Source organism: Syntrophotaleaceae bacterium (assembly GCA_041390365.1).
Classification (GTDB): domain Bacteria; phylum Desulfobacterota; class Desulfuromonadia; order Desulfuromonadales; family Syntrophotaleaceae; genus JAWKQB01.
Genome location: JAWKQB010000005.1, coordinates 40358 through 64560, shown reverse-complemented (window position 1 = coordinate 64560; position 24203 = coordinate 40358). Strand labels below are relative to the sequence as shown.

The window sequence follows — 24203 nt, the reverse complement described above, 5'->3', positions numbered from 1 at the left end:
GTAATTCGTAAAGCGTAATGCGTGATTGGTAAAAGGCTTTTACGCCTCACTCCTCACACCTAACGCATTTGTGGATTTAAATTTTAAAAGAGATAGATAATGCTATTTCGATATCCCCTTGTTTTCACCTTGCTTGGTTGCATCCTCCTTTTAAGTGTCTCCCCGCTTTTTGCCGGCGAACAGAATCCGGAGCGGGTCATTGCGCGGGTGAATGATGTCCCGATCACCGCCGGGGAGCTGGAATGGCAGTGGCGGCGTCAACTGCGCCAGGCGGCTCCCGGCGGATTGGTGACGGTTGCCCCGCCGGTCGGTCGCGAGGATCTTCTGGAAAGCCTGATCCGGCGGGAAATTCTCTATCAGGAAGCGGTGAACGCCGGCTGGAAGCCGAACGGACCCGCGGCCATGAAAAAGCTCGCCGCCCTGAAATCGCAATTCCGCAGCGAAGCGGCCTTTTCCCGTGAACTGCAGGAACTCGGCGTCAACGAAATGCAGCTGCTCAAAGAGCTGACAAGAAGTGAAATGATCCGCGATTTTCTCGATGTCAGGTTCATTCGCGCTCAGAAAGTCACCGAAGAGGAAGCCCAGGCCTGGTATCGGGAGCATGCCGGCAGTCTCGGCAGCCCTGACAAGGTTTGTGCGGCCCACATCCTGAAAGCGGTTGCCGACGAGGAGGGCCAGTCGGGACAGCAGCGCGTCCGCCGGGAGATCGGGGAACTTCGGAAGCGGTTCCTGGCCGGGGAGGATTTCGCCGAGCTGGCCCGAAAACACTCCGACTGCCCCAGCAGGGAGCAGGGCGGGGATCTCGGCTGCTTCACCTTCGTCGAAATGGTGCGCCCCTTTTCCGAGGTGGCCTTTGCCCTGGCGGCGGGTGAGATCAGCGAACCGGTTGTGACCGATGACGGCGTCCATCTCATCCTCGTCCGGGAACATCAGGTGGCCGAGCTTCCTGCTTTCGACAATCTCAGATCCAGGGCCCTGCAGGAAGTGCGGGCAGCCAAGGCCGGGCCACAGATCAAGGAATTCCTTGACTCCCGCCGAGCCGCCGCAAGGGTTGAAATAATTCCTTGAATCCCGTTTTAAAAGCTATCACCACAGAGCGCACAGAGCTCACAGAGAAAAGGGAAAAAACACTTTTGAGCGAACGCAGATAAAGGCGGATTTACACAGATATATCTAAAGCCGATGAAGATTTTATCCGCCTTTATCCGCATTTATCTGCGTTCAGAAAAAGGTTTAGGATGCCCCCCTTCCGATCTAACCGACCTCTAGCAGAAAACAAATAAATAACGAAAAAGTGCTAACTAGAGTGGCTCCCGAATCTGGCTATCGGCTACTGAGGTCTTGAATAACCCTTACCCCCCAGCCCCTAGCCCCTGCTTTCAGGAGATTACCCATGCATCGCATCGAAGTATTGCTGCCGTCGCTGGACACCAGGCGTCTGATCAGCCTGGCGTTGCTGGTGGTGGGTTTCGGAACGATCATCCTGTACCTGAACTGTTCCGATTCCTGTGCCGGGGTCAGCGGTACCCTGGCCGGGCTTGACCTGAACCTGATCGGCATCTTCTACCTGGGCGCCCTCACCTTCTGCATTCTCCGGGATTGGCATCTGCCGGCCTGGTGGATGCTGGCGAGCGGGGTCGGGGCGGAGGTTTTTCTGATCGGCTACCAGGTGCGCACCGGTGATTACTGCCCCTTCTGCCTGACGTTCGGCGGGGTTGTGATCGGCTTGTTTCTGGTCAATTTCCAGGCCAAACGTTTCCGGTCGCTGGCGGTGGCCGTGCCTCTCGGTTTTCTGTTCCTGCTGCTCTCCTTCGCCGCGGCCCCGGTGGTCAGCTATGGGGAGTCGCCCTCCGCGCTGCCCGTTTTCGGCACCGGCCCCACCGAGATCCGCCTCTACACCGATTACTTCTGCGGCCCCTGCGGAAGGCTAGAACCGGAGCTGGAAGAGGGTCTCGTCGCCCTGGTCGAAAGCGGCCGGGCAAAGGTCGTTTTCATCGATGTCCCCATGCACCGGCCGACGCCGCTCTATGCCACCTGCTTTCTCGCCATGCTGAAGCCCGGGGTCGGCATCCGCGAAGCGCTCCTCGACCGGAATCTGCTGTTTGCCGCAGCCAAAGAGGATCTGACGACCCCCGCCACCCTTCAGGCCTTTCTGAGGAAGATGGGCAGCGACGCGGTCTGCCCCGAGCAGCCCGCCGATTTCAGCTTCTACAACCAGCTTTTGACCGAGGACGGAATCCGCAGCACCCCCACCCTCGTGGTTTATCAGAAGGGCAGCAGCGAAACCCACAAGGGGTACGGCAATGTTCTGAAGGAGATCGAGCGGCTTTCGAAAGAGGCAGAGAAGAAAAGCCGTAATTCGTAATACGTAATGCGTAATAGGTGAAATCAAGCGCGCCCGAAGAGGAGCAATTGGAGCGATACCAATGGAACGCGGAATCATCGATTGTGAGACTCACCGCCGCAGGGACAATCCCGCCAAGCGGGAACACCTCAGGTGCCCCAAATGCCAGGCCAGGATCGGCATGTATGTCACCCGGGCAACCGTCTCGGAGGGAAAGATCAGAGGGGTAACCTGTGTCCTATGCGGCTACTGGCATCAGCACGAGATAGCCGGACCGCTTGCGAAGAAAGCCGTAAATCGTAAAGCGTAATGCGTAATGCGTGAAAGGCTAACAACAGATTGTTGATTTTACCCATTAAGTTTCACGCATCACGCCTTACGGGTTTTAAACAACGCCTCACGCCTTACGGCTTTATTACAACGGAGCACAGATGGGAATTCATCAACGCAAAGTTTCGGTGATCGGTCTCGGCTATGTCGGGTTGCCTGTAGCGGTGGCCTTCGGCAGGGTCGGCAGGACAATCGGGTTCGATATCGACAAGCAGCGGATCGCCGAACTCAAGGCCGGCCACGACCGCACCGGGGAGGCCACCTATCCGGAACTCGCCGAAACGGATGTGATCTACACCAGCGCCGTCGAGGAGCTGCATTGGGCCGATTTTCACATCGTCGCCGTGCCGACGCCGGTCGACGGGTCGAAGCGGCCTGATCTGTCCCTGCTGCTGGCCGCCTCCGAAACGGTGGGCCGGGCCCTGAAGAAGGGCGACATCGTGGTCTACGAATCGACGGTCTATCCCGGGGCCACCGAAGAGGAATGCGCCCCGGTCCTGGAGAGGATATCGGGACTGAAATGCGGGGAGGACTTCACCCTGGGCTACAGCCCGGAACGGATCAACCCGGGGGACCGGGAGCACAGCTTCGCCAAGATCCGCAAGGTCGTTTCCGGCCAGGATGCGGCGACCCTCGACATCGTCGCCCGGGTCTACGAATCGGTGGTGACCGCCGGTGTCTACCGGGCTTCTTCGATCAGGGTGGCTGAAGCGGCAAAGGTCATCGAAAACACCCAGCGGGATCTCAACATCGCACTGATGAACGAGCTGGCAGTCATCTTCGACCGCATGAACATCGACACCAACGAGGTGCTGGCCGCGGCATCCACCAAGTGGAACTTCCTCCCTTTCAAACCCGGCCTGGTCGGCGGCCACTGCATCGGCGTCGATCCCTACTACCTCACTCACAAGGCGGAAAGCCTCGGCTACAATCCGCAGGTCATCCTCGCCGGGCGGCGCATCAACGACGGCATGGGTCATTTCATTGCCCAGCGGACCATCAAGGAGATGATCCACGACGGTCACAACATCCTCGGATCGACCGTTACCGTGCTCGGCGTCACCTTCAAGGAGAACTGCCCGGACATCCGCAATTCGCGGGTCATCGACGTCATCCGCGAACTGCAGGACTACGGGGTCGGCGTGCAGGTCCACGATCCCCTGGCCGACCCGGCGGAAGTGGCCCATGAATACGGCTTCGACTTGGTCCCCTTTGAGGAACTCAAGCCCGCCTCGGCCGTCATCGTCGCCGTGGCCCACCAGCAGTACGTCCATCTGCCCCCCCAGACCTTCCGCGAGCTGTTGAACGGCTCGGTGTTCGTGGACGTCAAGGGCGCCTTCTGCCCCGACGCTATCCGGGAGCAGGGGATGCGGTTGTGGAGATTGTGATTTACTCCTCACCCCTCACTCCTCACGATTTTAAAAGGAGCAAACCATGTGCGGAATCGTCGGATATGTCGGAGGCAGGGAGGCGGCGCCGATCATTTTGGGCGGGCTTGAAAAGCTCGAGTACCGCGGCTACGACTCGGCCGGGATCTGCACCATCAACGGCCGCGGCGCCGAGATGCTGCGCAGCGAGGGGAAGCTGGCCAACCTGGCCCGGCTCCTGGAGGCGACGCCCCTTGGCGGCAGCCTGGGGATCGGCCACACCCGCTGGGCCACCCACGGCCGCCCCTGTGAAGAAAACGCCCATCCCCATCGCGGCGGCGGCGTGTTCGTGGTGCACAACGGCATCATCGAGAATCACCGCGAGCTCAAGGAAAACCTCGTCCGCCTGGGGCATGACTTCCGGAGCCAGACCGACACCGAAGTCATCAGCCATCTCATCAATCAGCATCTGAAGCTGGGGGAGAATTTCGAGACGGCGGTGCGTCACGCCCTGCGGGAGCTGAAAGGGGCCTACGCCCTGTGCATCGTCAACGAAGAAGACCCCGGCACGCTGATCGCCGCCCGCCAGGGTTCGCCGCTGGTGGTGGGGCTTGGCGAACGGGAGTTTTTCATCGCTTCCGACGCCCCGGCCATCCTGAACCATACCCGCGAGTTCGTCTATCTCGATGACGGCGAAGTTGCCGTGTTCCGCGACCGCGAAGTCATTTTCACCGATCTCGAAGGTCGCCTGCAGGCCAAGACGGCGAAACATGTCGACTGGTCGCCCCTGATGGCGGAAAAGGGCGGCTACCGTCATTTCATGCTCAAGGAAATCTATGAGCAGCCCCGGGCAGTGGCCGATACCCTCGCCGGGCGGCTGTGCGAAAAAACCGGCGGCGTCGCCCTTGACGACCTCGGTCTCTCCGCCGAGCAGCTGGCAAGCATCGAGAGGCTGGTGATCGTCGCCTGCGGCACCTCCTGGCACGCCGCTCTGGTCGGCAAGTTCCTCCTCGAGAAATATTGCCGGATCCCGGTGGAGGTCGACATCGCCTCCGAATTCCGCTACCGCAATCCGGTCATCGACGAGCGGACCCTGGTGCTGGCCATCTCCCAGTCCGGCGAAACCGCCGACACCCTCGCCGCTCTGCGCGAGGCCCGGGAAAAGGGAGCTCTCGCGGTCGCCATCTGCAATGTTGTCGATTCTTCCATCGTCCGCGCCTCCCAGGGGGTGATCTACACCCATGCCGGTCCCGAAATCGGCGTCGCCTCCACCAAGGCCTTCACCACCCAACTGGTGGCGCTGCAGCTGCTCACCCTGGCCATCGGCCGGGCGAAGGAGACCATCAGCTGCGAAAAGGGGCTCAGCCTGCAGGCCTCCCTGGTCAAACTGCCGCTGCTTCTCGAAGAGGTTCTGCAGATCGACGGCGAGATCGAGCGTATTGCCCACAAATACCACGGGGCCCGCGATTTTCTCTATCTGGGCCGCGGCACCACCTATCCCATCGCTCTCGAAGGGGCGCTCAAACTCAAAGAGATTTCCTACATCCACGCCGAAGGCTATCCGGCCGGCGAGATGAAGCACGGTCCCATCGCCCTGATCGACGAAAACCTGCCGGTGGTGGTGCTGGTTCCCCGCTCCCCTAACTACGAAAAGACCCTCGGCAATATCCAGGAAGTCGCCGCCCGCTCGGGCCGCATCATCGCCATCTGCAATCGGGGCGACGAGGGACTGCGCAATCTGGCGGAGGACGTGATCGAGATCCCGGAAGCGGAGCAGATCCTGCTGCCGGTACTGCTGACCATCCCCCTCCAGCTCCTCGCCTACCACGTGGCGGTCCTAAAAGGCACCGACGTCGACCAGCCGCGCAACCTGGCGAAGAGCGTGACGGTGGAGTAGCAAAGGCTGGCTGCTGGCGACAGGCTACTGGCTACAGGTAAAGAACAGAAGTCAAAGGTGGAATTGGACGCTGATCAAATCTGATGCTTCGCATTCGCGGATAAAGCAGGAAAGCGAGTAATGATCCGCTTTTCTTGCCATATCGGTGGTTCAACCCATTACGCTTCACGCATTACGCCTTGCGAGGTTTAACAAGCTTTTGATGGTTGAGGAAGTTACCCCTCACTCCTCACCCCTCACCCCTCACGGGTTTAGACATGCTTTTGAATCGATTTTTCAGCAGGGCAAAGAAGGTCGTCATTCTGGCCCTTATTCTGTTCCTGCTGATCGCCATACTGGGTGCTTACGCGGCGCCCCGCTTTTTGCGCTATGCCGACAAGCCGGTGCGTTCGGATGTCGTGACCCTGTTCGTCGGACCGGGGCTGGAAGATCGGCTGCTCGAAGCCCGGCAGCTGGTGCGGGACGGCTTTGCCGACGCACTGATCATCCCGGCCTACCAGGCGGTTTTCGAGAGGCTGCCGGACGGACGGATCGAGAGTGTCGGCAGCAGCTTCATCGATCAGTTCACTCCGACGGTGCGGCCGGCCCGGCAGAAGTTGCCGAGGTATTACGAAGCCACACATGTCGAGGCGTTTGAAGCGAAAAGGCTGATGGATCTCCACGGCTACCGCTCGGCCCTGTTCGTCAGTTCGCCCTACCACATGCGGCGGATTCGACTCATCAGCAAAGAGGTCTTCAACCCGGAAAGTTACGCCGTCCGATTTGTACCTTCCCGCGATGAGGCAATAACCCACGGCACAGTTCGCATGGAAATAGGCGAGTTGCGCTGGCTTGCTACGGAGTATGCGAAGATCGGGTGGTTGTTGGCGTATATGAGGTTTGAGTGAAGTCAGCAGGTTAATTTTTAGTGAAGTAGGGAAAAAAGTAAATGAGGTTTTTAGTTCAGCCAAAAATACTGCTCCTCATTCTTTTGCCACTGCTTATGGCAATGGGATTTGGAGATAAAAGATCTTTATCCGAAGACGCAAATGCTCTTGAAGACTTTAGTGAGCCGAAGCAGGAGATAAATTTCTCAGCCAGAAAGGGCAATTTACAATTAAAAAACGCCTCGATTGTAGAGGATGTAACTGGAAAGTGCCTTGAATTTCTACCATCGAGTTGGGCAGAGTATGATCCGCCAATAGGTTTGACTACAGCGGCAGGAACCATCTCCATCTGGGTGAAACCCGGATGGAGAGAAGGCGATAGCAATTCTCATACGGTTTTTTCCTCTAGATGGAAAGATGGTAAAAAAGGGTATCTAGCTTTATCGCAAGGATGGTGGGAGCCTGCAGGGTCAGATCGGCTTTATTTCATTCTTTCCAATCAAGAGCATGTTCATTGCTCCCTTCCCTATAAGCTGACACCAGGATTCTGGTCCAATATTACAGTGTCATGGAACAGCGGCCCCAAAGGATTTTGTCGCCTGTATATAGATGGGAAAAAAGTGGCTGAGAAAAGCAAAAGCTTTTTGCCCTCATCTTTGCAGGATGGTCCTCTATTTCTGGGGATTGATAAGGGTGCGACCAACAGCCATAGCAGAGGGTTCGAAGGCTGTCTTGATGACTTGACCATTTTTGACAAAGCTTTGAGAGACGAAGAAGTCGCCAATTTATACCGCGAACAACTTAAACAGCCTCATCTTGTTGAAAATAAAAAATTCAAATGGTTGAATGATGGGCTCAAATTGTCACTCAAGCAGGAAAGAACAAAGGATGGAACACTCATTGAGACACGAGCTATTTTTGATGAGGATATCCGGTGGGCCATATCCAGATTTGAAACAGACCGAATTCTGGCAAGAATAAAACGGGCGCGATTTAATGTGTATGTGCCCTGTGTCTGGCACGGAAAAGGGACATATTTTCCTTCCACTATTGTTAAGGCTGACCCACGTGTTCAGAGGCGGATTGATGCTGGAGAGGATCCATTAGCTTATTTAATAGAGAAATCACATTCGATGGGAATTGAAGTTCATCCTTGGTTTACTGTAGTTAAAAGAGGCAATGACTCATATCCACAGTTTTTTGATGATGGTTCTCCTGAAAAAGCATATAACGTACACAATATTGAATTTAGAAAATTCATTGTCAATTTAATGATGGATTTGGTCAAACGTTATGATGTTGACGGAGTTAATCTTGACTACATTAGAACTATGGGTATTTGCACCTCTGATCATTGTCGAAAGAACTATGAGGATAATCTAGGGCACAATTTTTGGGCAGATTATGCACTTAAACATGTGAGCGGACCTGCACGTGACCGTCTCCAAAGATGGCAGGATACGGCAGTTACGCATATATTGGAAGATTTCTCTGCACAAACCTGGAAGATCAAACCTGATTTAATCATAAGTGTGGACGGGCACCCTCGACCAAAAACAAAAACGAGGCCTCTTGAGGGAAGAGATGAAACCAAGTGGGCCAACAGTGGATTAATCGATATTATTTTCGCCATGGATTATCGTGAGCGTATTGACTTCGAAACTATCGACCTCGTGCGAAAAGATTTGAATAATAAAGACAAGCTAATTGTTCTTTTTGGAAATTACGAGAAAAATGACCAATTAGTTTTGGCTCGCTCTGGCAGTTTAGTGGCTAAATATGCGGAGTTTGCAAAGAAGAAATGGCCAGGGAGTGGTGTTGCTTTTTATCTTTATGCGTGGTTAAGCGACGAGCAGATAGAGGCCCTTCGAAAAGGTGCTTTTGCAGAAACGTCAATTCCTAAGTGGCCTGACCGATTGAAGCGAGTTTCAAACCAATGAATTTATTTATTCTAGTTTATTTGCTTCTGATAATAATGTTTGGATTTGGAAGTACAATTATCTGGAGAGGTAATTTGATATTGCTAATGCTTCTTCCGGCATCAGAATTTTTAGGATTTGTTGACCCTATGAAGATAGCCGTTAAGGGGATATTTGACATTCATGCTCTAATAGCTTTGATAATTTTCGCATCAATCCTTGTCTCATTGCATAAAATTAAAATTTTTATAAAGTCTCCATTTTTTATTCCAATATCTATATTTTTTTTGTTTTGGTTATACGGGGTTCTTTATCCATGGATATCAGGTAATTCCTCTTTGTTTTTTTCTCTAAAGTCTTCAAAAGAGTTTTTGACAATATTTTCATTTTTAGCAGTCTTGCTTTTTATTGATACAAGAAAAGGCGTTGAATTGGGTTGGAAATACCTTGTTTGGTTAGGTATTTATTATTCAGTTTTGGAAATTCTTGGGCAAGTAATCGGACCAGTTCTTAAAGCCAACATGACATATCATATGAGAAGTGAAGAGGCGTTTTTTTGGAAAATATATGCACCTTTTTGGCCTGTAATTTTAATATCTCTTTATAAGTCTTATTATGAATACGCTCAAGAGATTTCGAGACCTTTTGTTAAATTAGGTTTGTCGGCAATCGGTCTCTTGTTGACGTTTTTTCGCTCATATCTTCTAGCGGCATTTGTGGCTTTGCCAACCATATTATTAATATGCGGAAAGGGAATTTCAAAAACTTTCGTTAGATCAACATTGTTTGTATTCGCAATCTGCTTTTGTTTAATTGCTCTTGTATTTATGTCTTTTACAATTGGCAATGATTTCGCCTCCATCAACAAAATTACTCACAAATTTGTCTTTTCCGCTGTCGAAGAAATAACGACTCATACTGGAGGAAGCCTAATTGGTCGAGAGAAAGTAGCAGAATCAAGAGAAAGATTGTTAGAAAAACAACCCTATTTTGGATACGGATTTATTGACAAGGATTCAAAGTTTGGTAGAAATGCCAGAAAAATAATTACTGGAGATAATTTAGGCTTTATTGATATGGGGATATTAGATATACCAATAAAATTTGGTAATGTTGGATTTATGATTATGGTAATGAATATTATTTTGATAATATGCGTTCTTGTAAAAATAAACAAACAATATGACAACGGGATGTTTAAAGCTAGATGTATGGCCCTTGCAGCTGTGTCAATGACTTATCTTTTCGTTTTGCCCGTGCATGCGCCCCTTACTTACAGCTATGGTTTGCTTCCATTTGGGATATCTCTCGGATTGATTGAAAGGGAAAGAGTTTTTTTGGCTGAGGAAAGGCAATCTTCTCAATGACATTACTTCATATCATAGAGAGTTTGTCAGGGTACGGCGGAACACCCCGTAAACTAATGTATCTTGCAAAGTATGCGAACCATAAGGTATGCCGCCATATTTTCCTCTGCTATATGCCATCTCCGTTAAGGGACGAGTTTGAGCAATGTGGTGCAATTGTTGAATGCCTTGATACAACTTCAGTAATCGAAATCATACGAAAATCTGTAGAATTAAGTCGGAAATATACTGTTGATTCCATTTGTACGCATTTCACCCGCCCACTATTGATAGGTTTTGTCACAGCTAGCTACAAAAATCTTCCTATAATTCATAATGAACATAGCAGTGCTAGCTACAGAAAAGGAGTTGGTCGGTACATTTCCAGGTTTATACTGCCTCGGATAGAAAAGATTACGTGCAATTCACACTATACGAAAGAATCAGTACATCGAGAGTTTGCAGTCCCCCACAAAAAAATGGAAGTATTGCACAATCCTGTAGAGAAAAGACTCTGCAATAGAGATAAGAGTGATCTTCGAAGACAATTTGGATTCGGTAAGAACGACATTGTCATTGGGCATGTCGGGGGCATGATTCCGCAACGGGATCAGAAAACGCTTATTCTTGCGTTTTCAAAATTGAAAAAGACCCTCCCTCACGCACGACTAATCATGATTGGCGATGGAAGCCTTCGAGGTCAGTTGGAGGAATTGGTTACACAGTTAGGAATCACAGAAAGTGTCAAGTTTACTGGCTATACCGATAAAATCGGTGAGTATCTAAACGCCATGGATATCTATGTAAACCCAACGCTTGATGAAGGGTTTGGAATCGCTGTTGTGGAGGCAATGCTGGAGAGCCTGCCCGTTGTCTTGGCTGACAAAGGCGCCCACCCTGAATTAATTGAGAATGGGATCTCAGGTGTTCTCTACCGGGGAGGTGATAGCCAAGCGCTTTTACAAAAGCTAGAAACACTAGCTAAATCTCCTGAGCTCCGGGTCCGTATGGGGATTTTGGCCAACGAGAGGGCTGTGGCAAAATTTCATCCAAGTGTCTATGCGAGCAGTTATTTGAGCGTTGCCACCGAAGTAGTCGACTCGTTTAGATCATCTAACCAAGGACGTATGCGAGCTCGAGAATGATGGATTTCGCCGTATTAAAAGATAAGCTCCTAAAAGGATCTCTGGCCGGACTTCTCCGTGTGGTACTGGCCATACCTCTTTATCTCGTTTTGACGCCTTATGCCCTTTCGAGACTGGGCACAGCTATGTTCGGCATCTGGTCTTTCAATACCGTCATCATCAGCCTTGTTAACCTCACAGATTTCGGATTCAAGAACAGTTTGGTTCGCCAAGTAGCAGCAAATATTGATGATGAAGGGGAGATTCGCCGTTATTTTGCCGCCACCTTCTGGATATACCTGGTTCTGGCGATAATTTTTCTGATTGCTATCTTCATGTTTGCTAGTGATTTGGTTACAGATGTTTTACGCGTCCCCAGTGATCTGCATGACGAAGCTGTATTCGTTTTTGTTGTTTCCGCCGCGAGCTTTGCTTTGCGATTTATTGCAGCGCCTTTTCAAGCGTTGATCGAGGGGCACCAGGAGCATTTTTATTCCCAGATGATTTCGCTAGTCTGGCTTTTGATAAACTCAGCAGGTTCTATAGTCGCCTTGGCCCTCCAGCCGGATGTCTATTCTTTGGGAGCTGTCAGCATTGCCTCAAACCTGTTAGTTTTTTTTCTGTTTTCTCGACGGGCTCTGCAGCGCTTTCCCTTTGTACTTAAACGACTTACTTTTATCGATGTTGCAGCAGTGAAAAGTCTGCTCAGCTTCGGAATAGGCATTCATTTAGCGACATTGGTTATCACTCTTCGTGAGCCTATCTATAAGATCATGATCTCCCGCTTTTGCGATCTTGAAAGTCTTGCTTCATTTGAGGTTTCCTACCGTCTTTGTACACAGCTTGTTTCGGTAGTGGTCTCTCCTCTTCTCGGGACTTTTGCAGCCTCTGCTCTTTTAGAGCGACGTCCTGAAGAGCTGGGCAAGATACTCCGTGTCATGATTGGTTTCAATTGTGCCATCTTTTTTCCAGCAATCTTGTTGGTTGGCAGCTTTTCGCCGTCGCTGATTTCACTATGGTTAGGGCGCGAAGCAAATACCACAGCTTTTATGACCTTTGTCATGTTCACAGCGTTTGCCTTTTATTATATGACCCAGCCGCTATACAAAGCTCTGGAGGGAACCGGAATGTCAGGCTATTCGGCACTAGTTCAGGGGGTGGGAATGATGGTAAGCGCATCAATCTTGGTTGGATTTTCGGACAAAGGCGACATGGCGATACCGCTTTCCCTATTCTCGGGGTTTGTAGTAGTCAGTATTTCCAACTTTCTAGTTTTTCGACGGCGATTCAGAAAAATTTCCCTCATTGCTCCAGGTAAATTGCTGCTGCTGCTAATTCCAGTAGCACTTTATGTATCTATCAGCCTTGGTGTATCAGACAAATGGTTGCCTTTACTTTTCGTCGGCTATTTTATAGTCCATATCGTACTTTTAGCGAAAACTAGGGTATTTGATTTCTATGGTCTGGCGTTCAAGTTTCTAAATCTCAGACAAAAAAAGGTTTCTCAGCCTGAAACTGGGATGAGGACTTCATAGCACTATGAAGGTCTGTATTCTCACCAATATCCTTGCCCCCTACCGGCTCCCGCTGTTTGAGGCGATAAAAGACCAGGTTGAGCACTTGAACATAGTGCTGATGGCGCGCAGAGAAAAAGAGAGGCACTGGAAAGTAGATAATTTCGGTTTCGCTGCCCATTTTTTGCCCGGTCTTCATTTCAAGCCCCCCGGGTATCCCTTCTCGGTTCACATCAACTATTCTGTCCAAGAGGCGTTGAAAAAACTCGACCCCGACGTGCTGATCAGCGGCGGATTCGCCCCTGCAAACATTGCAGGCTATTTGTATGCACGCAAAGCACGGAAAAAGCATCTGGTTTGGGGCGAGTTGCATGCTCAGGATCTTGAACAGGCCTCATGGATCAAGCGACTGATTCGCCGCAAGCTGATATCCGGTTCAGCCGGCGCTATCGCCTCTTCCAGCCGTGCCCGCGATGTGTTTGTACATTACGGCCTCTCAGAAGACCGGGTGCTGACGTCAGTCATGCCGATCGATGTCGGCTTTTTTTCAGACAGTGCGGAGGCCTTTCGTGGCAGTGATGAATGGTGTGGCCTGCGACGGCGGTATCCGTCGCCGCTCTTGCTGTCCATCGGGCGATTGACAGATTCCAAAGGTTATTGGGAGATTTTTCAAATCTACGAGCTCCTTCTTAAACACCATCCTGAAGCAGGCCTGCTGATTGCCGGGGACGGGCCTGAGCGACAGGACTACGAAAGCCATTGCCGAGCAAAGGGGTGGCAAGGGGTTCACTTCCTGGGGTTTCAGTCGCCGGCTGAGCTGATTAAGTTTTTGACGATCGCCGATCTCTTCGTGTTCCATTCCCTGCGGGATCCCTTTGGTGCAGTGGTGCCGGAAGCCATGGCTGCCGGCACTCTGGTAGTCGCGTCGATTCATGCCGGGGCTACTGACGATTTGGTCGTAGAGGGGGAAACAGGCTTTCGTATCGACCCCAAGGATTGCGAAGGGACCACCCGCAAAATCATGCATGTCCTGGAGTTGCCCGAAGATCGCCGCAGGCAACTGGTGAATAATGCCAGGCAGCGGGTCGGCCGGCACACCTTTTCAGCCAGTGCCAAAGAAATTGTCGATTTTGCCCGCTCGCTGGAGGTGGGCCGATGAAGAAACTGCTGATGCTGGTCACTCTGCCGCCACCGATACACGGCTCCAACCGCATCAACCAGCTTGTGGTGGAGAACCCTTTGCTGAAGGATCAGTTCGCTATCCGCGTATTGCCGCTCAACTATGTTCAGGCCATCTCGGAAATCGGCAAATTTCAATGGAAGAAATATCTGCTTTTTCTTGGGTATTGGTTTCGCCTTCTTTATCTACTCATTACATATCGGGCCGATGCAGCGTATTTCGTACCCTGTGTCAGCGGTACGACCTTTTTGCGGGACTGCGCTTACGTTTTACTGCTGCGTTTGTTTAGGGTGCGGACCATCCTCCATCTCCATGCCAAGGGTATCGCCGATGGCATAAACCATCCCATTTATCGTCGCCTCTATAGCTGGTTTTTTAAAAATGCCTGGGTTGTAGCCCTATCTCCCGGACTCTATCGAGACGTGAGCGGCTTTGTCGCCGAGGATCGAGTGCGGTACCTGCCGAACGGTACCGATTTCGACTCAGGTAACGAGATGAAGCCGAAAAGGTGCGGCCAAATTCAGTTTTTGTTTCTTTCGAACCTGGTGGTTACCAAAGGGCCCATGACTCTTCTTGAGGCCTGTCGGATTCTCAAGGATCAGGGCTTGGATTTTTCCACCGTCTTTGTCGGCAACTCCACCAAAGAGATTGATAGCGACCTCTTCAACGCGCGGATTCGGGAGTCAGGATTGGATGATCGGGTCAAATACCTTGGTCCCAAATATGGCGCAGAGAAATGCGAAATTCTTGCTTCTTCCCACGTAATGGTTTTTCCGACCTTCAAAGACTGTTTTCCGCTGGTTTTGTTGGAAGCCATGGCTTATGCCCTTCCGGTAATCTCTACCTTCGAGGGCGCAATTCCCGAAATTGTGGATGACGGGCAGACTGGTTTGCTTGTGAAAGATCATGACCCGGTGGCATTGGCTGCAGCCATGGGGCGATTCATTAGGCAACCAGATTTAATCGAAGAGTACGGCCAACGGGGCAAGGCAAAGTTTCAGGCAAATTATACCCTGGACGCTTTCCGGCAAAGATCAGTTGCGATCTTCTCCGAGCTGGTGAACGAAGAGGCTCGGGAGTGCGAAATTGTTCCCGGAGAAAGCCGATGAGTCTATGGCGTAATCTAGCTTTGGGCCCGACCTTCTCCCAAAAGCGCAGTTTGCTGAAAAAGAGCGAATACTGGGACGAAAAGATGCTGGGGAATTTGCAAAAGCAGCTTCTGGGTCGAAGCCTGCAAGCTGCGGCCGAGGTTCCTTTTTACCGGGAGAAACTATCCTCGATACTAAGGGAGTTGGCGGATCCCCTTGCTCTGGTGGCCAAACTTCCCCTGGTTGACAAAGACATGCTGCGGGAGAACTTGGCCCAGTTTCATCGGCCACTTTCCTATAAGGTTTTGCGTTGCACTACCGGCGGATCGACCGGCCAGCCCTTTGTTTTCTACATGGACCGTTTCATCACCCGCCAGGTGGAAAAGGCCTTTATCTTCGATCAGTGGAGCCGGGTCGGTTATCGCTTGGGCGATACAATATTCAATCTTCGGGGGCGCACACCGGGGAAAGGAAAATTTGTTCATCACGACAGGCTTTTCAATATCTATTTCGCTTCCTCGTTTGATCTGAACTCTTCAAGATTGCAAGACTATCTGGCGGCAATGAATCAAATCCGTCCCAAATTCCTGCACGGCTATCCATCAACCATGTATCAGCTGGCAACTCTCATGGAAGCAGCCGGTAAAAGGCTCGATTTCCAACCGGCCGCCGTTTTTTGCGGGTCGGAAAAACTTTTTCCCTATCAACGGGTGAAAATAGAAGTGGTTTTTGGTTGCCGCGCCTACCACTGGTACGGCCACAGCGAATGTCTGGCTCTGGGAGGAGCCTGCGAGTACTCGGATACCCTCCATTTCTATCCCCAGTACGGCTATACCGAATTGATCCCGTCAGGGGTCTTCGATGAGCAGGGCAGGGAGCTGTTCGAGATTGTGGCGACCGGATTCAACAATCCGGTGATGCCGCTCATTCGCTACCGAACCGGCGATTATGCCATCCCGGCCGCAAACCAGTCCTGCCGTTGCGGCCGCAACTACCTTCTCATTGATGAAGTCGTGGGGCGGCAGCAGGAATTCATCGTCGATGCCCACGGATCACTGATCAGCGCCACCAGCCTCGTCTTCGGCCAGCATTACCCGGCGTTCGGGGGGCTGGAGTCGATCAAGATCCATCAGAAACGTCCGGGAGAGATGGACGTCGTTCTGGTGAAAGGCATCGGTTTCCGGGAAGATCTCTGTCAGCAGATGCAGGCCAGAATGCAGGAACTGATCGGCGATCGCATGGCCATGAGATTCCTTTTTTCCGACCAGACTGAAAAAACGGCCATCGGCAAGGCCAGACTGGTGGAACAGGAGTTGGATACGCGGGAGTATCTTGGTTTGTAAAAATGTCTTGAAATAAAGGCGGAGAGATCATGCAACAACTCACGCAAAAATTGAAAAACGGCGCTATGCAGATACTCGAAGTGCCGACTCCGGCTCTGACCTCCGGCTGCGTGCTGGTCCGCAACCACTATTCCCTGATCAGCGCGGGGACCGAGGGGAGTACCGTCAAGGCGGCGCGGTCGAGTCTGCTGGACAAGGTGCGGTCGCGGCCTCAGCAGGTCAGGCAGGTGATCGACACCCTGAAGAGTCAGGGGATCACCCAGACCTACCGGGCGGTGATGAAGAAGCTCGATGCCTATTCGCCTCTCGGCTACTCCTCCTGCGGCGAAGTGATTGGCGTCGCCCCCGATGTTGTCGGATTCAAGGTCGGGGATCTGGTCGCCTGCGGCGGGCTCAGCGCCTGCCATGCCGAGGTGGTGTGCGTGCCTGTGAATCTCTGTGTGCCCCTTCCGGCCGACGCCGATCTGCAGCAGGCGGCCTACAATACCCTGGGGGCCATCGCCATGCAGGGGGTGCGGCAGGCCGACCTGCGGGTCGGGGAGACCTGCGCGGTGATTGGGCTGGGACTGCTCGGCCAGCTTTCCGCGCTGATCCTCAAAGCCTCCGGGGTGCGGGTCGTGGGGATCGACGTCGATCCGGCCATGGTTGCGAGCGCTGCCAAACACTGCGCCGACCTCGCCCTGGTGCGGCGGGAGAATGGGGTCGAGCAGCGGGTGACGGAGTTCACCGGCGGGCTCGGTTGCGATGCGGTGATCATCACCGCGGCGGCCGATTCCCTCGATCCAATCAACTTCGCCGGCGCGCTGTGCCGCAAGCGGGCCACCGTGGTGGTGGTGGGGGCGGTACCGACCGGTTTCGACCGGGATCCGCACTACTATCGCAAGGAACTGCAGCTGCGCATGTCCTGCTCCTACGGCCCCGGCCGCTACGATCCGGCCTACGAGGAGCAGGGGATCGACTACCCCGCCGCTTACGTGCGCTGGACGGAAAACCGCAACATGCGCGCCTTCCAGGAGCTGATCCATGCCGGACGGATCGACGTCGGCTATCTGACCACCCACACCTTCGATCTGGATGAGGCGCTCTCGGCCTACAACATGATGATGGAGAGATCCGAGCCTTTCGTCGGCATCCTCATCCGCTACCGGACGGAAACACCTCTTTCCTCCTCCCGGATTCCCCTCCACTGCCCGCCGGCGCCCGGAAAAGCGGCACGGGTCGGGATCGGTTTCATCGGCGCGGGTTCCTATGCCCAGAGCCATCTGCTCCCCAACATCCCCAAGCGGAGCGATGTCGTCCTCAAGGGGGTGCTGACCGCCTCCGGCACCAGCGCCCGGTCGGTGGGGGAACGGTTCGGCTTCGCGTTCTGCGCGGGGGACGAGCAGGAGATTTTCGGCTGCGAGGAGATCAATACCGTCTTCATCGCCTCCCGCCACGACAGCCACGCCGACTACGTGCTGAAGGCCCTGCGCCAGGGCCGGCACGTGTTCGTCGAGAAGCCGCTCTGTCTGAACGAGGAGCAGCTGGCGGAAATCAGCCAGACCTACGGCCAGCTGGCTTTCGGCGGCAAGGCGCCGCACCTGATGGTCGGCTTCAACCGGCGGTTCGCCCCTCTGGCTCTAATGCTGAAGAAAGAGCTCGGCGGCGGGCCGATGGCGATGACCTACCGGGTCAACGCCGGTCATATTCCCAAGGACTCCTGGATCCAGGACCCCGTTGTAGGCGGCGGGCGGGTCATCGGAGAGGTCTGTCATTTCGTCGATTTCCTCACCTTCCTGAACGGCTCCCCGCCGGTCAGAGTTTATGCCGCCCCAATGAAATCCTCATCAGAAACCAACGACACCCTTACGCTGACCCTTCAGTATCGAAATGGATCGGTGGGAACCGTCTCCTATTTCGCCAACGGCGACAAGGGCCTGGCCAAGGAGAAACTCGAGGTGTTCGCCAACGGCTGCACCTGCGTGCTGGATGATTTCCGGACCCTGACGATCCATGCCCGGGGCAGGGCCAGGGTGAAGGGAGGCCGGGTCCAGGACAAGGGGCAGAAAAGCGGCGTGACCGCTTTCATCGAAGGCGTCCTGGAAGGAAACGGACCCGCGATCCCCTTCGAGGAAATCCATTCCACGACCCTCGTCACCCTAAAGGCCCTGGAATCACTGCGAACCGGAGAAAGTATCGTCCTGACTCCCCGCGACTGATATCATGAACATTGGCTACTACCTGTCCCGCCTCAAAAACGCCTCCCTCCCCGAGATCTGGTACCGGACCCGGGAAGCCGCGCTGGCACTGCGCCTGAAAGGGGCGGCCAAGAAGGGCGGCGGGCTAGTTGCCGTTCCCGCCGTCGACTGGCCGGCCCTGGATGCACTCCGGTTGCCGGCGGTGCAGGCGGCGCTGACGGCAGAGGAAATAACGAATCTGCTTCACGGGAGCCGCTGGTGCCTGCATGAAGAGGAAAGCGCCCTGCAGGAGTTCGAGCAGGGGGAGCGGAGGATGTTTTACGCCTCCATTCCGAGGGGTGGCGCCGGCCCGGACATCCGCGCCGTCTGGGAACCCGCCCGCCTGCAGAACCTGGCGGCGCTCCTGTTCCAGGTCGCGAACGGGGATGGGGACAGAAAGCGGGAGGCGGCCGCCATGGTCCAGGCGACCTTGCTGGCGTGGCTGGAAAACAATCCCTTCCTGTTCGGGCCCCACTATATCTCCGTCATGGAATGCGGCCTGCGCATTCCGGTCTTTTTCTACGCCCTCAAGATCCTCGACACCCTGGAAGCCGGCGACAAAAACCGGATCGCCGAGGCGATCTTCCGGCATGCCTGGCTGACCGAGAACCGCCTCTCCCTCTTTTCGTCCCTCGGCAACCACACCATCGCCGAATGCATCGGTCTGGTCTTCGCCGGAGCCGTTTTCCGGGGTTCGGGGGATGGTGCCCGCTGGCTGGAGAAGGGGGTCGCCCTGCTCCGCCAGGAATTGAACCATCAGATCCTCCCCGACGGCGGACCGGCCGAGCAGTCCCTGGATTACCACCGTTTCGTCCTCGATCTTTACTGGCTGGTGGTGGATTTTCTGCAGAAGAACCAGCTCGCCGACTGTGCCGATTTTCACGACAGGCTCCTGACCGGTGAGGAATTCCTCGCCGCCTTTCAATACGGTCCGGGGCTCTGGCCCGCCATCGGCGACAGTGACGACGGCTGGGCCGTGGCTCCGGGGATCGCTCCGCAAAGACCGGAAAGGATTTTCGAAAAAAGGCCTTATCTGACTTTTCCGCATTCCGGCTACACAATCATCCGTACCGAAAACGACGCCCTGCTGACCTTCGACCACGGTCCTCTGGGAATGCCGCCCCTCTTCAATCACGGTCATGCCGACGCCCTCTCGGTCACCCTGGCGCACAAGGGGGAACCGCTGCTCGTCGATCCCGGGACCTACCGCTACAACGGAGCCCCCGAATGGCGCCGCTACTTCAAGGGGACCCGGGCGCACAACACCGTGACCGTGGATGGCCTGGATCAGGCGGTGCAGGATACGGGATTCGTCTGGAGCCGGCCCTTTCCGATCCGGGTGACCGTAAATCAGGTCGGGCGCCAGGGGCGGGACGTCGCCGCCCTTCACGACGGGTACCGGAGGCTGAAAAAACCGGTCAGTCATGAAAGAACCATCCGCCAGTTCGACGGAGGCAACTTCTTCATTCAGGATGCTTTCTCCGGCAGCGGCCCTCATCGATTCGAGCTGAATTTTCATTTTCATCCGGAGGCCGCCGTCGAGCGGGACGGCTCCTGGTGGAAAATCACCAAGGGCGCAGGCACGGTCTATCTGTTCCCGGTGCTGGGCGAGTTTCAACTTGCCTGCGGGGAACTGCATCCCCCTGCCGGATGGTATTCGCCGGCCTACGGGGTGAAGGTGGCCGGCAGGGTCCTGCGGATGGAGCGGACGGGGCTGCCCGAAGAGGTCAGCTTTGCCACGGCCGTCTGCACCACGGGGATGGTTGAAACCAAAAGGCTGGAGGATCTGCTGTGCATCATCTGAAAAGCGACAGGGGGAAGCGGTTGAAGGTTCTGAACGTCTGGGTCGATCCCGTGGACATGGACCAGGCCGTATCCAGGGTGGAAGAATTCGTCGAGAGGGGAGATCGGCCTCACGCCATTTTCGCCGTCAATCCGGAGAAGAATTTTTCCGTGCCGAAAAATCCGGCCCTGCATGAAACCTTCAGGCAGGCCGACCTGCTCATCCCCGATGGCATCGGCGTGGTGTATGCGGCGCGGCTTCTCCACAAGGCCAGACTGAAGCGGGTCCCCGGTGTCGAGCTGATGGCCGCGATCTGTTCCCTGGCGGCGAAAAAGGGCTACAAGGTCTTCCTTTACGGCGCCAAGGAGGAAGTGAACCGGGGGGCGGCGGAGGAGTTGGTCCGGCGTTATCCGGGCCTGAACATCGTCGATCGCTGCAACGGCTATGTCAAGGAACAGGAGATGCCCGCCCTGGTGGAGCGGATCAACGCTTCGCAGGCGGATATCCTGTTCATCGCCCTCGGCTCCCCCCGTCAGGAGGACTGGTATGCCCGTCACAGGGAGGCCCTCCGCACCGTCAGGGTGGTGCAGGGGATCGGCGGCACGCTGGACACGATCGTCGGCACCGTCAAGCGCGCCCCGGCCTTCTGGTGCCGGTTGAACGGGGAGTGGCTTTACCGGCTGCTGTCCGAACCGAAAAGGATTCACCGTCAAAGGGTGCTCCCTCTGTTTGCGCTGGATGTCCTTTTGGAAAAGGTCAAGAAAACTCTGCAAGCCGGGGGATAGATCAGGAAAAAGGAGATGAAGTTGTCCCATCTGCTCCATTATCTGGGCTCCACGTCCCACCGGACTGCCTGCCGGGTCGTCCGCTGCCTGCGACCGAAGCCCCGGTTGCCCGCCAAGCCGACCGAAGTCCATGTTCGCCCGGGGGTGGCGCTGAAACAGCCCCTGACCCGCTGCGCCACGGGAAACGGAAAAAACCGCTTCACCTTTTTCAACGTCACAAAGAGTTTCAAGCCGGCCCGGTTCGACTGGAAGTCGGCCGAAATGAACCACCACTGGCGCTGCCATCTTCACAGTTTCGATTACCTGCATGATCCGGGGCGTTCCACCGCGGACAAGGTCTTTCTCCTCAACGACTGGGTGGTCAATATTCTGCCGGGTGCGCTGGACGCCTGGGATCCCTATCCAACGGCGGTGCGGATCGTCAATTGGATCAAGTTTTTCCTCTCTCCGGGTATTGCCGGCTCCCTCAAACCCGGGTGGCTGCAGAGCCTCAGCCAACAGGCCTCCTGGCTGGAACGCTCCCTGGAATGCCATCGGACGGCGGTGCAGCGGATCCGATTCGGCAAGGCGCTGCTGTTCGCCGGGATCTATTTCCAGGGAAGCGATGCAGAAAGATGGCGGCGGAAAGGGGCGAGGAACCTTCTTCCCGCCTTGCAGAAGCAGGTGCTGCCGGACGGTGGCCCCGTGGACGGAAGCCCGATGCAGCAGGCGCTTGTCCTCGAGGATTGCCTGGACCTCCTCAACCTCTGCCTGGGGCAGCCTGAACTGGCCGAACTGCCGGTTCGGATGCAGGCATGGAGCGAGGACATGCTCCGCTTTCTGGCCGGCATGTCCCACCCCGACGGGAAATTGGCACTGTTCGATGACTCCGCCGCCGGTGCGGCCCCCATCTGGGAGGATCTGGCGGATTATTTCAGACGGGTGACCGGGATGGCGGCTCCCTGTCCCGCAGGTGATTACTGGGCCTACCCCGACTCGGGGTACTATGTCATGTCTCCGGACAGCGGCAACCGTGTGATTATCCGCGGCGGGCCCGGGGGCCTCGGGGACCGTCCGAAGCATGCCCACAACGACCTCCTCAGTTTCGAACTGACCCTCAAATGGCGCAGGCTGATCGTCGATTCGGGATGCTGCCATTTCCAGGATGACGAAGTCTGCCGGCACACCAGAAGCAATCTCGGACACAACACCCTGTCCATCGACGATTGGGGCCAGTCTCCCCATCGCCGCCTTCGACCGGTCAAAGTAGTGCTGGCGAACAGCAAGGGCAAGCTGGTGTTCGGCGGCGGGCACGAAGGCTTCCGTCATTTCCGCGGCCGCCCGGGGTACCGGCGGCGCCTCACCTGGGACGGCCGGAAATACCTCATCGAGGACAGTTTGACCGGGCGGAATGTTCACCAAGTCGAAAGCCGGATGCACGTACACCCCGATTTCCGTTTGGTGCCGGAGAGCGGCAAACGGGTGATCGTTTTCGACCAGGAGGCCCCGTTCGCCGAAATCACCTGCCCCGAAGACAGTGAAATCGCCCTTGAGCGGGACTGGTATTGCCCCGAACTCGGCGTCAAAAGACCCTGCCCCGTCATCGTAAGCCGAAGGAAAGCCGCCTTTCCCCTCAGACAGCGGTGGATTATTCGGGCCTTGTGATGAAGGCTGGTTGCCGGCTACTGGCTATTGGCTACTGGCTACTGGCTACTGGCATCAGGTTCCTGACCCTGACCCTGACCCTGACCCCTCACTCCTCACTCCTCACTCCGCTTTCACTAACAACATATTAATAATCGATTAACCATGGATAAACATTACTGTCCGATGATGTCAGCCTGTTGACATGGCAAACCATAGGAGACGCAGGCATGGAACAGACTGTACTGCTGGTGGCCGGGGCGCGACCCAATTTCATGAAAATCGCCCCTCTTTATCATGCGGCCAGAAAGCATCCGGAGATTTACTGCCGGATCGTGCATACCGGGCAGCATTACGACTACGATATGTCGCAGGCTTTTTTCGAGGATCTCGACCTGCCGGCGCCGCACTATTTTCTCCATGCCGGCTCCGGTTCCCATGCGGGACAGACGGCCCGAATCATGGTCGCCTTCGAGGAGGTCTGCCAGGCGGTGAAACCGGCACTGGTCATGGTGGTCGGCGACGTCAATTCCACCCTGGCCTGCAGCATCGTCGCCAAGAAACTCGATATCCCCGTTGCCCATGTGGAGGCGGGGTTGAGGAGCTGCGACCGGACCATGCCCGAGGAGATCAATCGCCTGGTCACCGATTCGATCAGCGATTATTTTTTCGTGACGGAGCCCGGAGCCTTGGAGAACCTGCGGCGGGAGGGCAAGGACCCCCAGAAAATCCTCTTTTCCGGCCACGTGATGGTCGACAACTTGTTTCAGCAGAATGAAAAACTGGTCGGGGTCGCTCCGAGAACCTTTTCCACGCACAAGCTTAAGGAAGAGAATCCCGGCTATGCCTTCCTGACCCTGCATCGCCCCGCCAATGTCGACGATCCTGGTGTTTTTGCCGGCATCGTTTCCGCTCTGAACCGGATCGCCGAGGAACGCGCGATTCTGTTTCCCGTTCACCCTCGCACCCGAAAAAAAATGGAGCAGTTCGGTCTGGTGCTGGCCGAGGAGATCAAGCTCCTGCCCCCGCTCGGTTTCCGCGAAGCTCTGTTTTTGTGGAAGGACGCCTCCGTGGTTTTGACCGACAGCGGCGGGCTGCAGGAAGAGACAACCGCTCTCGGCGTCCCCTGCGTGACGATTCGATCAAATACCGAGCGGCCGATCACGGTGGAACAGGGCACCAATATCCTGGCCGGGACCGATCCAAAAAAAATAGTGGAGACCTACCGCCAGGCCCTGAAATCCGGCAGAGGAAAGAACGGCTGCCGGCCACCCAACTGGGATGGCCGGGCGTCGGAGAGAATCTGGAATTATCTGCTGGCGGAACTGTTCTCGGTGCGCCCAGCTATGGCGGGGTAGTTTCCGGCCGGAAACGGTTCTTTTCCGCCGTTGCGGCGTCAATCCGCGGCCTTGCTTGTGCGGCGTACCGATGTACGCCTCCGCGCAAGCCCTAGATTTCCTTGCTACGACGAAAAATTC

At 55.0% G+C, this 24203-nt stretch carries 18 protein-coding genes; all 18 read left to right on the top strand.

From position 1 onward, the window contains the following. The first annotated feature begins 99 nt into the window (after positions 1-99). The 18 genes from R2940_18335 to wecB all read left to right on the top strand — a co-directional run bounded on the left by R2940_18335 (position 100) and on the right by wecB (position 24083). Entirely contained in the window at positions 100-1068 is a 969-nt protein-coding gene (locus R2940_18335; GenBank protein MEZ4601753.1) for a peptidylprolyl isomerase, read from the top strand. A gap of 325 nt (positions 1069-1393) precedes the next feature. Beyond that, complete coding sequence (locus R2940_18330) at positions 1394-2365, top strand: thioredoxin domain-containing protein (GenBank protein ID MEZ4601752.1); 972 nt, start codon at positions 1394-1396, stop codon at positions 2363-2365. Positions 2366-2426: 61 nt separating this feature from the next. Then, a complete protein-coding gene (locus R2940_18325) occupies positions 2427-2654 on the top strand; it encodes a hypothetical protein (GenBank protein ID MEZ4601751.1) in 228 nt (75 codons plus the stop codon). Positions 2655-2775: 121 nt separating this feature from the next. Further along, positions 2776-4062, top strand: a complete 1287-nt coding sequence (locus tag R2940_18320; protein ID MEZ4601750.1) for a nucleotide sugar dehydrogenase — start codon at positions 2776-2778, stop codon at positions 4060-4062. 46 nt (positions 4063-4108) lie between these two features. Next, positions 4109-5938 carry a glutamine--fructose-6-phosphate transaminase (isomerizing) gene (gene glmS / locus R2940_18315; GenBank protein MEZ4601749.1) on the top strand — a complete coding sequence of 610 codons (1830 nt, stop codon included), beginning with the start codon at positions 4109-4111 and terminating at the stop codon, positions 5936-5938. A gap of 257 nt (positions 5939-6195) precedes the next feature. Further along, on the top strand, positions 6196-6825 hold the full coding sequence (locus R2940_18310) for a hypothetical protein (GenBank protein ID MEZ4601748.1): 630 nt from the start codon (positions 6196-6198) through the stop codon (positions 6823-6825). A 41-nt stretch (positions 6826-6866) separates the two neighbouring features. Further along, on the top strand, positions 6867-8744 hold the full coding sequence (locus R2940_18305; protein MEZ4601747.1) for a family 10 glycosylhydrolase: 1878 nt from the start codon (positions 6867-6869) through the stop codon (positions 8742-8744). Positions 8745-8818: 74 nt separating this feature from the next. Beyond that, positions 8819-10090, top strand: coding sequence for an O-antigen ligase family protein (locus R2940_18300; protein ID MEZ4601746.1), 1272 nt, complete (start codon positions 8819-8821; stop codon positions 10088-10090). Next, complete coding sequence (locus R2940_18295; protein ID MEZ4601745.1) at positions 10087-11214, top strand: glycosyltransferase family 4 protein; 1128 nt, start codon at positions 10087-10089, stop codon at positions 11212-11214. Before R2940_18300 ends, R2940_18295 begins: the two co-directional genes overlap by 4 nt. Further along, the gene (locus R2940_18290; GenBank protein ID MEZ4601744.1) at positions 11211-12728 is read left to right on the top strand and encodes an oligosaccharide flippase family protein; all 1518 of its coding nucleotides are present in this window, start codon (positions 11211-11213) and stop codon (positions 12726-12728) included. Before R2940_18295 ends, R2940_18290 begins: the two co-directional genes overlap by 4 nt. Positions 12729-12732: 4 nt before the next feature. Continuing rightward, complete coding sequence (locus R2940_18285; GenBank protein ID MEZ4601743.1) at positions 12733-13866, top strand: glycosyltransferase family 4 protein; 1134 nt, start codon at positions 12733-12735, stop codon at positions 13864-13866. Next, positions 13863-14996: a glycosyltransferase family 4 protein gene (locus R2940_18280; GenBank protein MEZ4601742.1), complete on the top strand. Its 1134-nt coding sequence runs from the start codon at positions 13863-13865 to the stop codon at positions 14994-14996. Before R2940_18285 ends, R2940_18280 begins: the two co-directional genes overlap by 4 nt. Then, positions 14993-16318, top strand: a complete 1326-nt coding sequence (locus R2940_18275) for a hypothetical protein (protein MEZ4601741.1) — start codon at positions 14993-14995, stop codon at positions 16316-16318. The genes R2940_18280 and R2940_18275 overlap by 4 nt, the downstream gene beginning before the upstream one ends. Before the next feature lie 29 nt (positions 16319-16347). After that, positions 16348-18516, top strand: coding sequence for a bi-domain-containing oxidoreductase (locus R2940_18270; protein MEZ4601740.1), 2169 nt, complete (start codon positions 16348-16350; stop codon positions 18514-18516). A gap of 4 nt (positions 18517-18520) precedes the next feature. Further along, positions 18521-20338: an alginate lyase family protein gene (locus tag R2940_18265; GenBank protein MEZ4601739.1), complete on the top strand. Its 1818-nt coding sequence runs from the start codon at positions 18521-18523 to the stop codon at positions 20336-20338. Next, positions 20326-21102: a WecB/TagA/CpsF family glycosyltransferase gene (locus R2940_18260; GenBank protein MEZ4601738.1), complete on the top strand. Its 777-nt coding sequence runs from the start codon at positions 20326-20328 to the stop codon at positions 21100-21102. The genes R2940_18265 and R2940_18260 overlap by 13 nt, the downstream gene beginning before the upstream one ends. Before the next feature lie 15 nt (positions 21103-21117). After that, complete coding sequence (locus tag R2940_18255) at positions 21118-22746, top strand: alginate lyase family protein (GenBank protein ID MEZ4601737.1); 1629 nt, start codon at positions 21118-21120, stop codon at positions 22744-22746. 209 nt (positions 22747-22955) lie between these two features. Beyond that, entirely contained in the window at positions 22956-24083 is a 1128-nt protein-coding gene (gene wecB, locus R2940_18250; protein MEZ4601736.1) for a UDP-N-acetylglucosamine 2-epimerase (non-hydrolyzing), read from the top strand. Positions 24084-24203 lie beyond the last annotated feature (120 nt).

Excerpts from the sequence above, each read along its gene's own strand:
- R2940_18320 (MEZ4601750.1), top strand. The coding sequence starts at position 2,776 with ATGGGAATTCATCAACGCAAAGTTTCGGTGATCGGTCTCGGCTATGTC.
- R2940_18325 (MEZ4601751.1), top strand. The coding sequence starts at position 2,427 with ATGGAACGCGGAATCATCGATTGTGAGACTCACCGCCGCAGGGACAAT.
- R2940_18270 (MEZ4601740.1), top strand. The coding sequence starts at position 16,348 with ATGCAACAACTCACGCAAAAATTGAAAAACGGCGCTATGCAGATACTC.
- R2940_18335 (MEZ4601753.1), top strand. The coding sequence starts at position 100 with ATGCTATTTCGATATCCCCTTGTTTTCACCTTGCTTGGTTGCATCCTC.
- glmS (MEZ4601749.1), top strand. The coding sequence starts at position 4,109 with ATGTGCGGAATCGTCGGATATGTCGGAGGCAGGGAGGCGGCGCCGATC.
- R2940_18285 (MEZ4601743.1), top strand. The coding sequence starts at position 12,733 with ATGAAGGTCTGTATTCTCACCAATATCCTTGCCCCCTACCGGCTCCCG.
- R2940_18330 (MEZ4601752.1), top strand. The coding sequence starts at position 1,394 with ATGCATCGCATCGAAGTATTGCTGCCGTCGCTGGACACCAGGCGTCTG.
- R2940_18255 (MEZ4601737.1), top strand. The coding sequence starts at position 21,118 with ATGAAGTTGTCCCATCTGCTCCATTATCTGGGCTCCACGTCCCACCGG.
- R2940_18280 (MEZ4601742.1), top strand. The coding sequence starts at position 13,863 with ATGAAGAAACTGCTGATGCTGGTCACTCTGCCGCCACCGATACACGGC.
- R2940_18310 (MEZ4601748.1), top strand. The coding sequence starts at position 6,196 with ATGCTTTTGAATCGATTTTTCAGCAGGGCAAAGAAGGTCGTCATTCTG.
- R2940_18305 (MEZ4601747.1), top strand. The coding sequence starts at position 6,867 with ATGAGGTTTTTAGTTCAGCCAAAAATACTGCTCCTCATTCTTTTGCCA.
- R2940_18275 (MEZ4601741.1), top strand. The coding sequence starts at position 14,993 with ATGAGTCTATGGCGTAATCTAGCTTTGGGCCCGACCTTCTCCCAAAAG.
- R2940_18295 (MEZ4601745.1), top strand. The coding sequence starts at position 10,087 with ATGACATTACTTCATATCATAGAGAGTTTGTCAGGGTACGGCGGAACA.
- R2940_18265 (MEZ4601739.1), top strand. The coding sequence starts at position 18,521 with ATGAACATTGGCTACTACCTGTCCCGCCTCAAAAACGCCTCCCTCCCC.
- wecB (MEZ4601736.1), top strand. The coding sequence starts at position 22,956 with ATGGAACAGACTGTACTGCTGGTGGCCGGGGCGCGACCCAATTTCATG.
- R2940_18290 (MEZ4601744.1), top strand. The coding sequence starts at position 11,211 with ATGATGGATTTCGCCGTATTAAAAGATAAGCTCCTAAAAGGATCTCTG.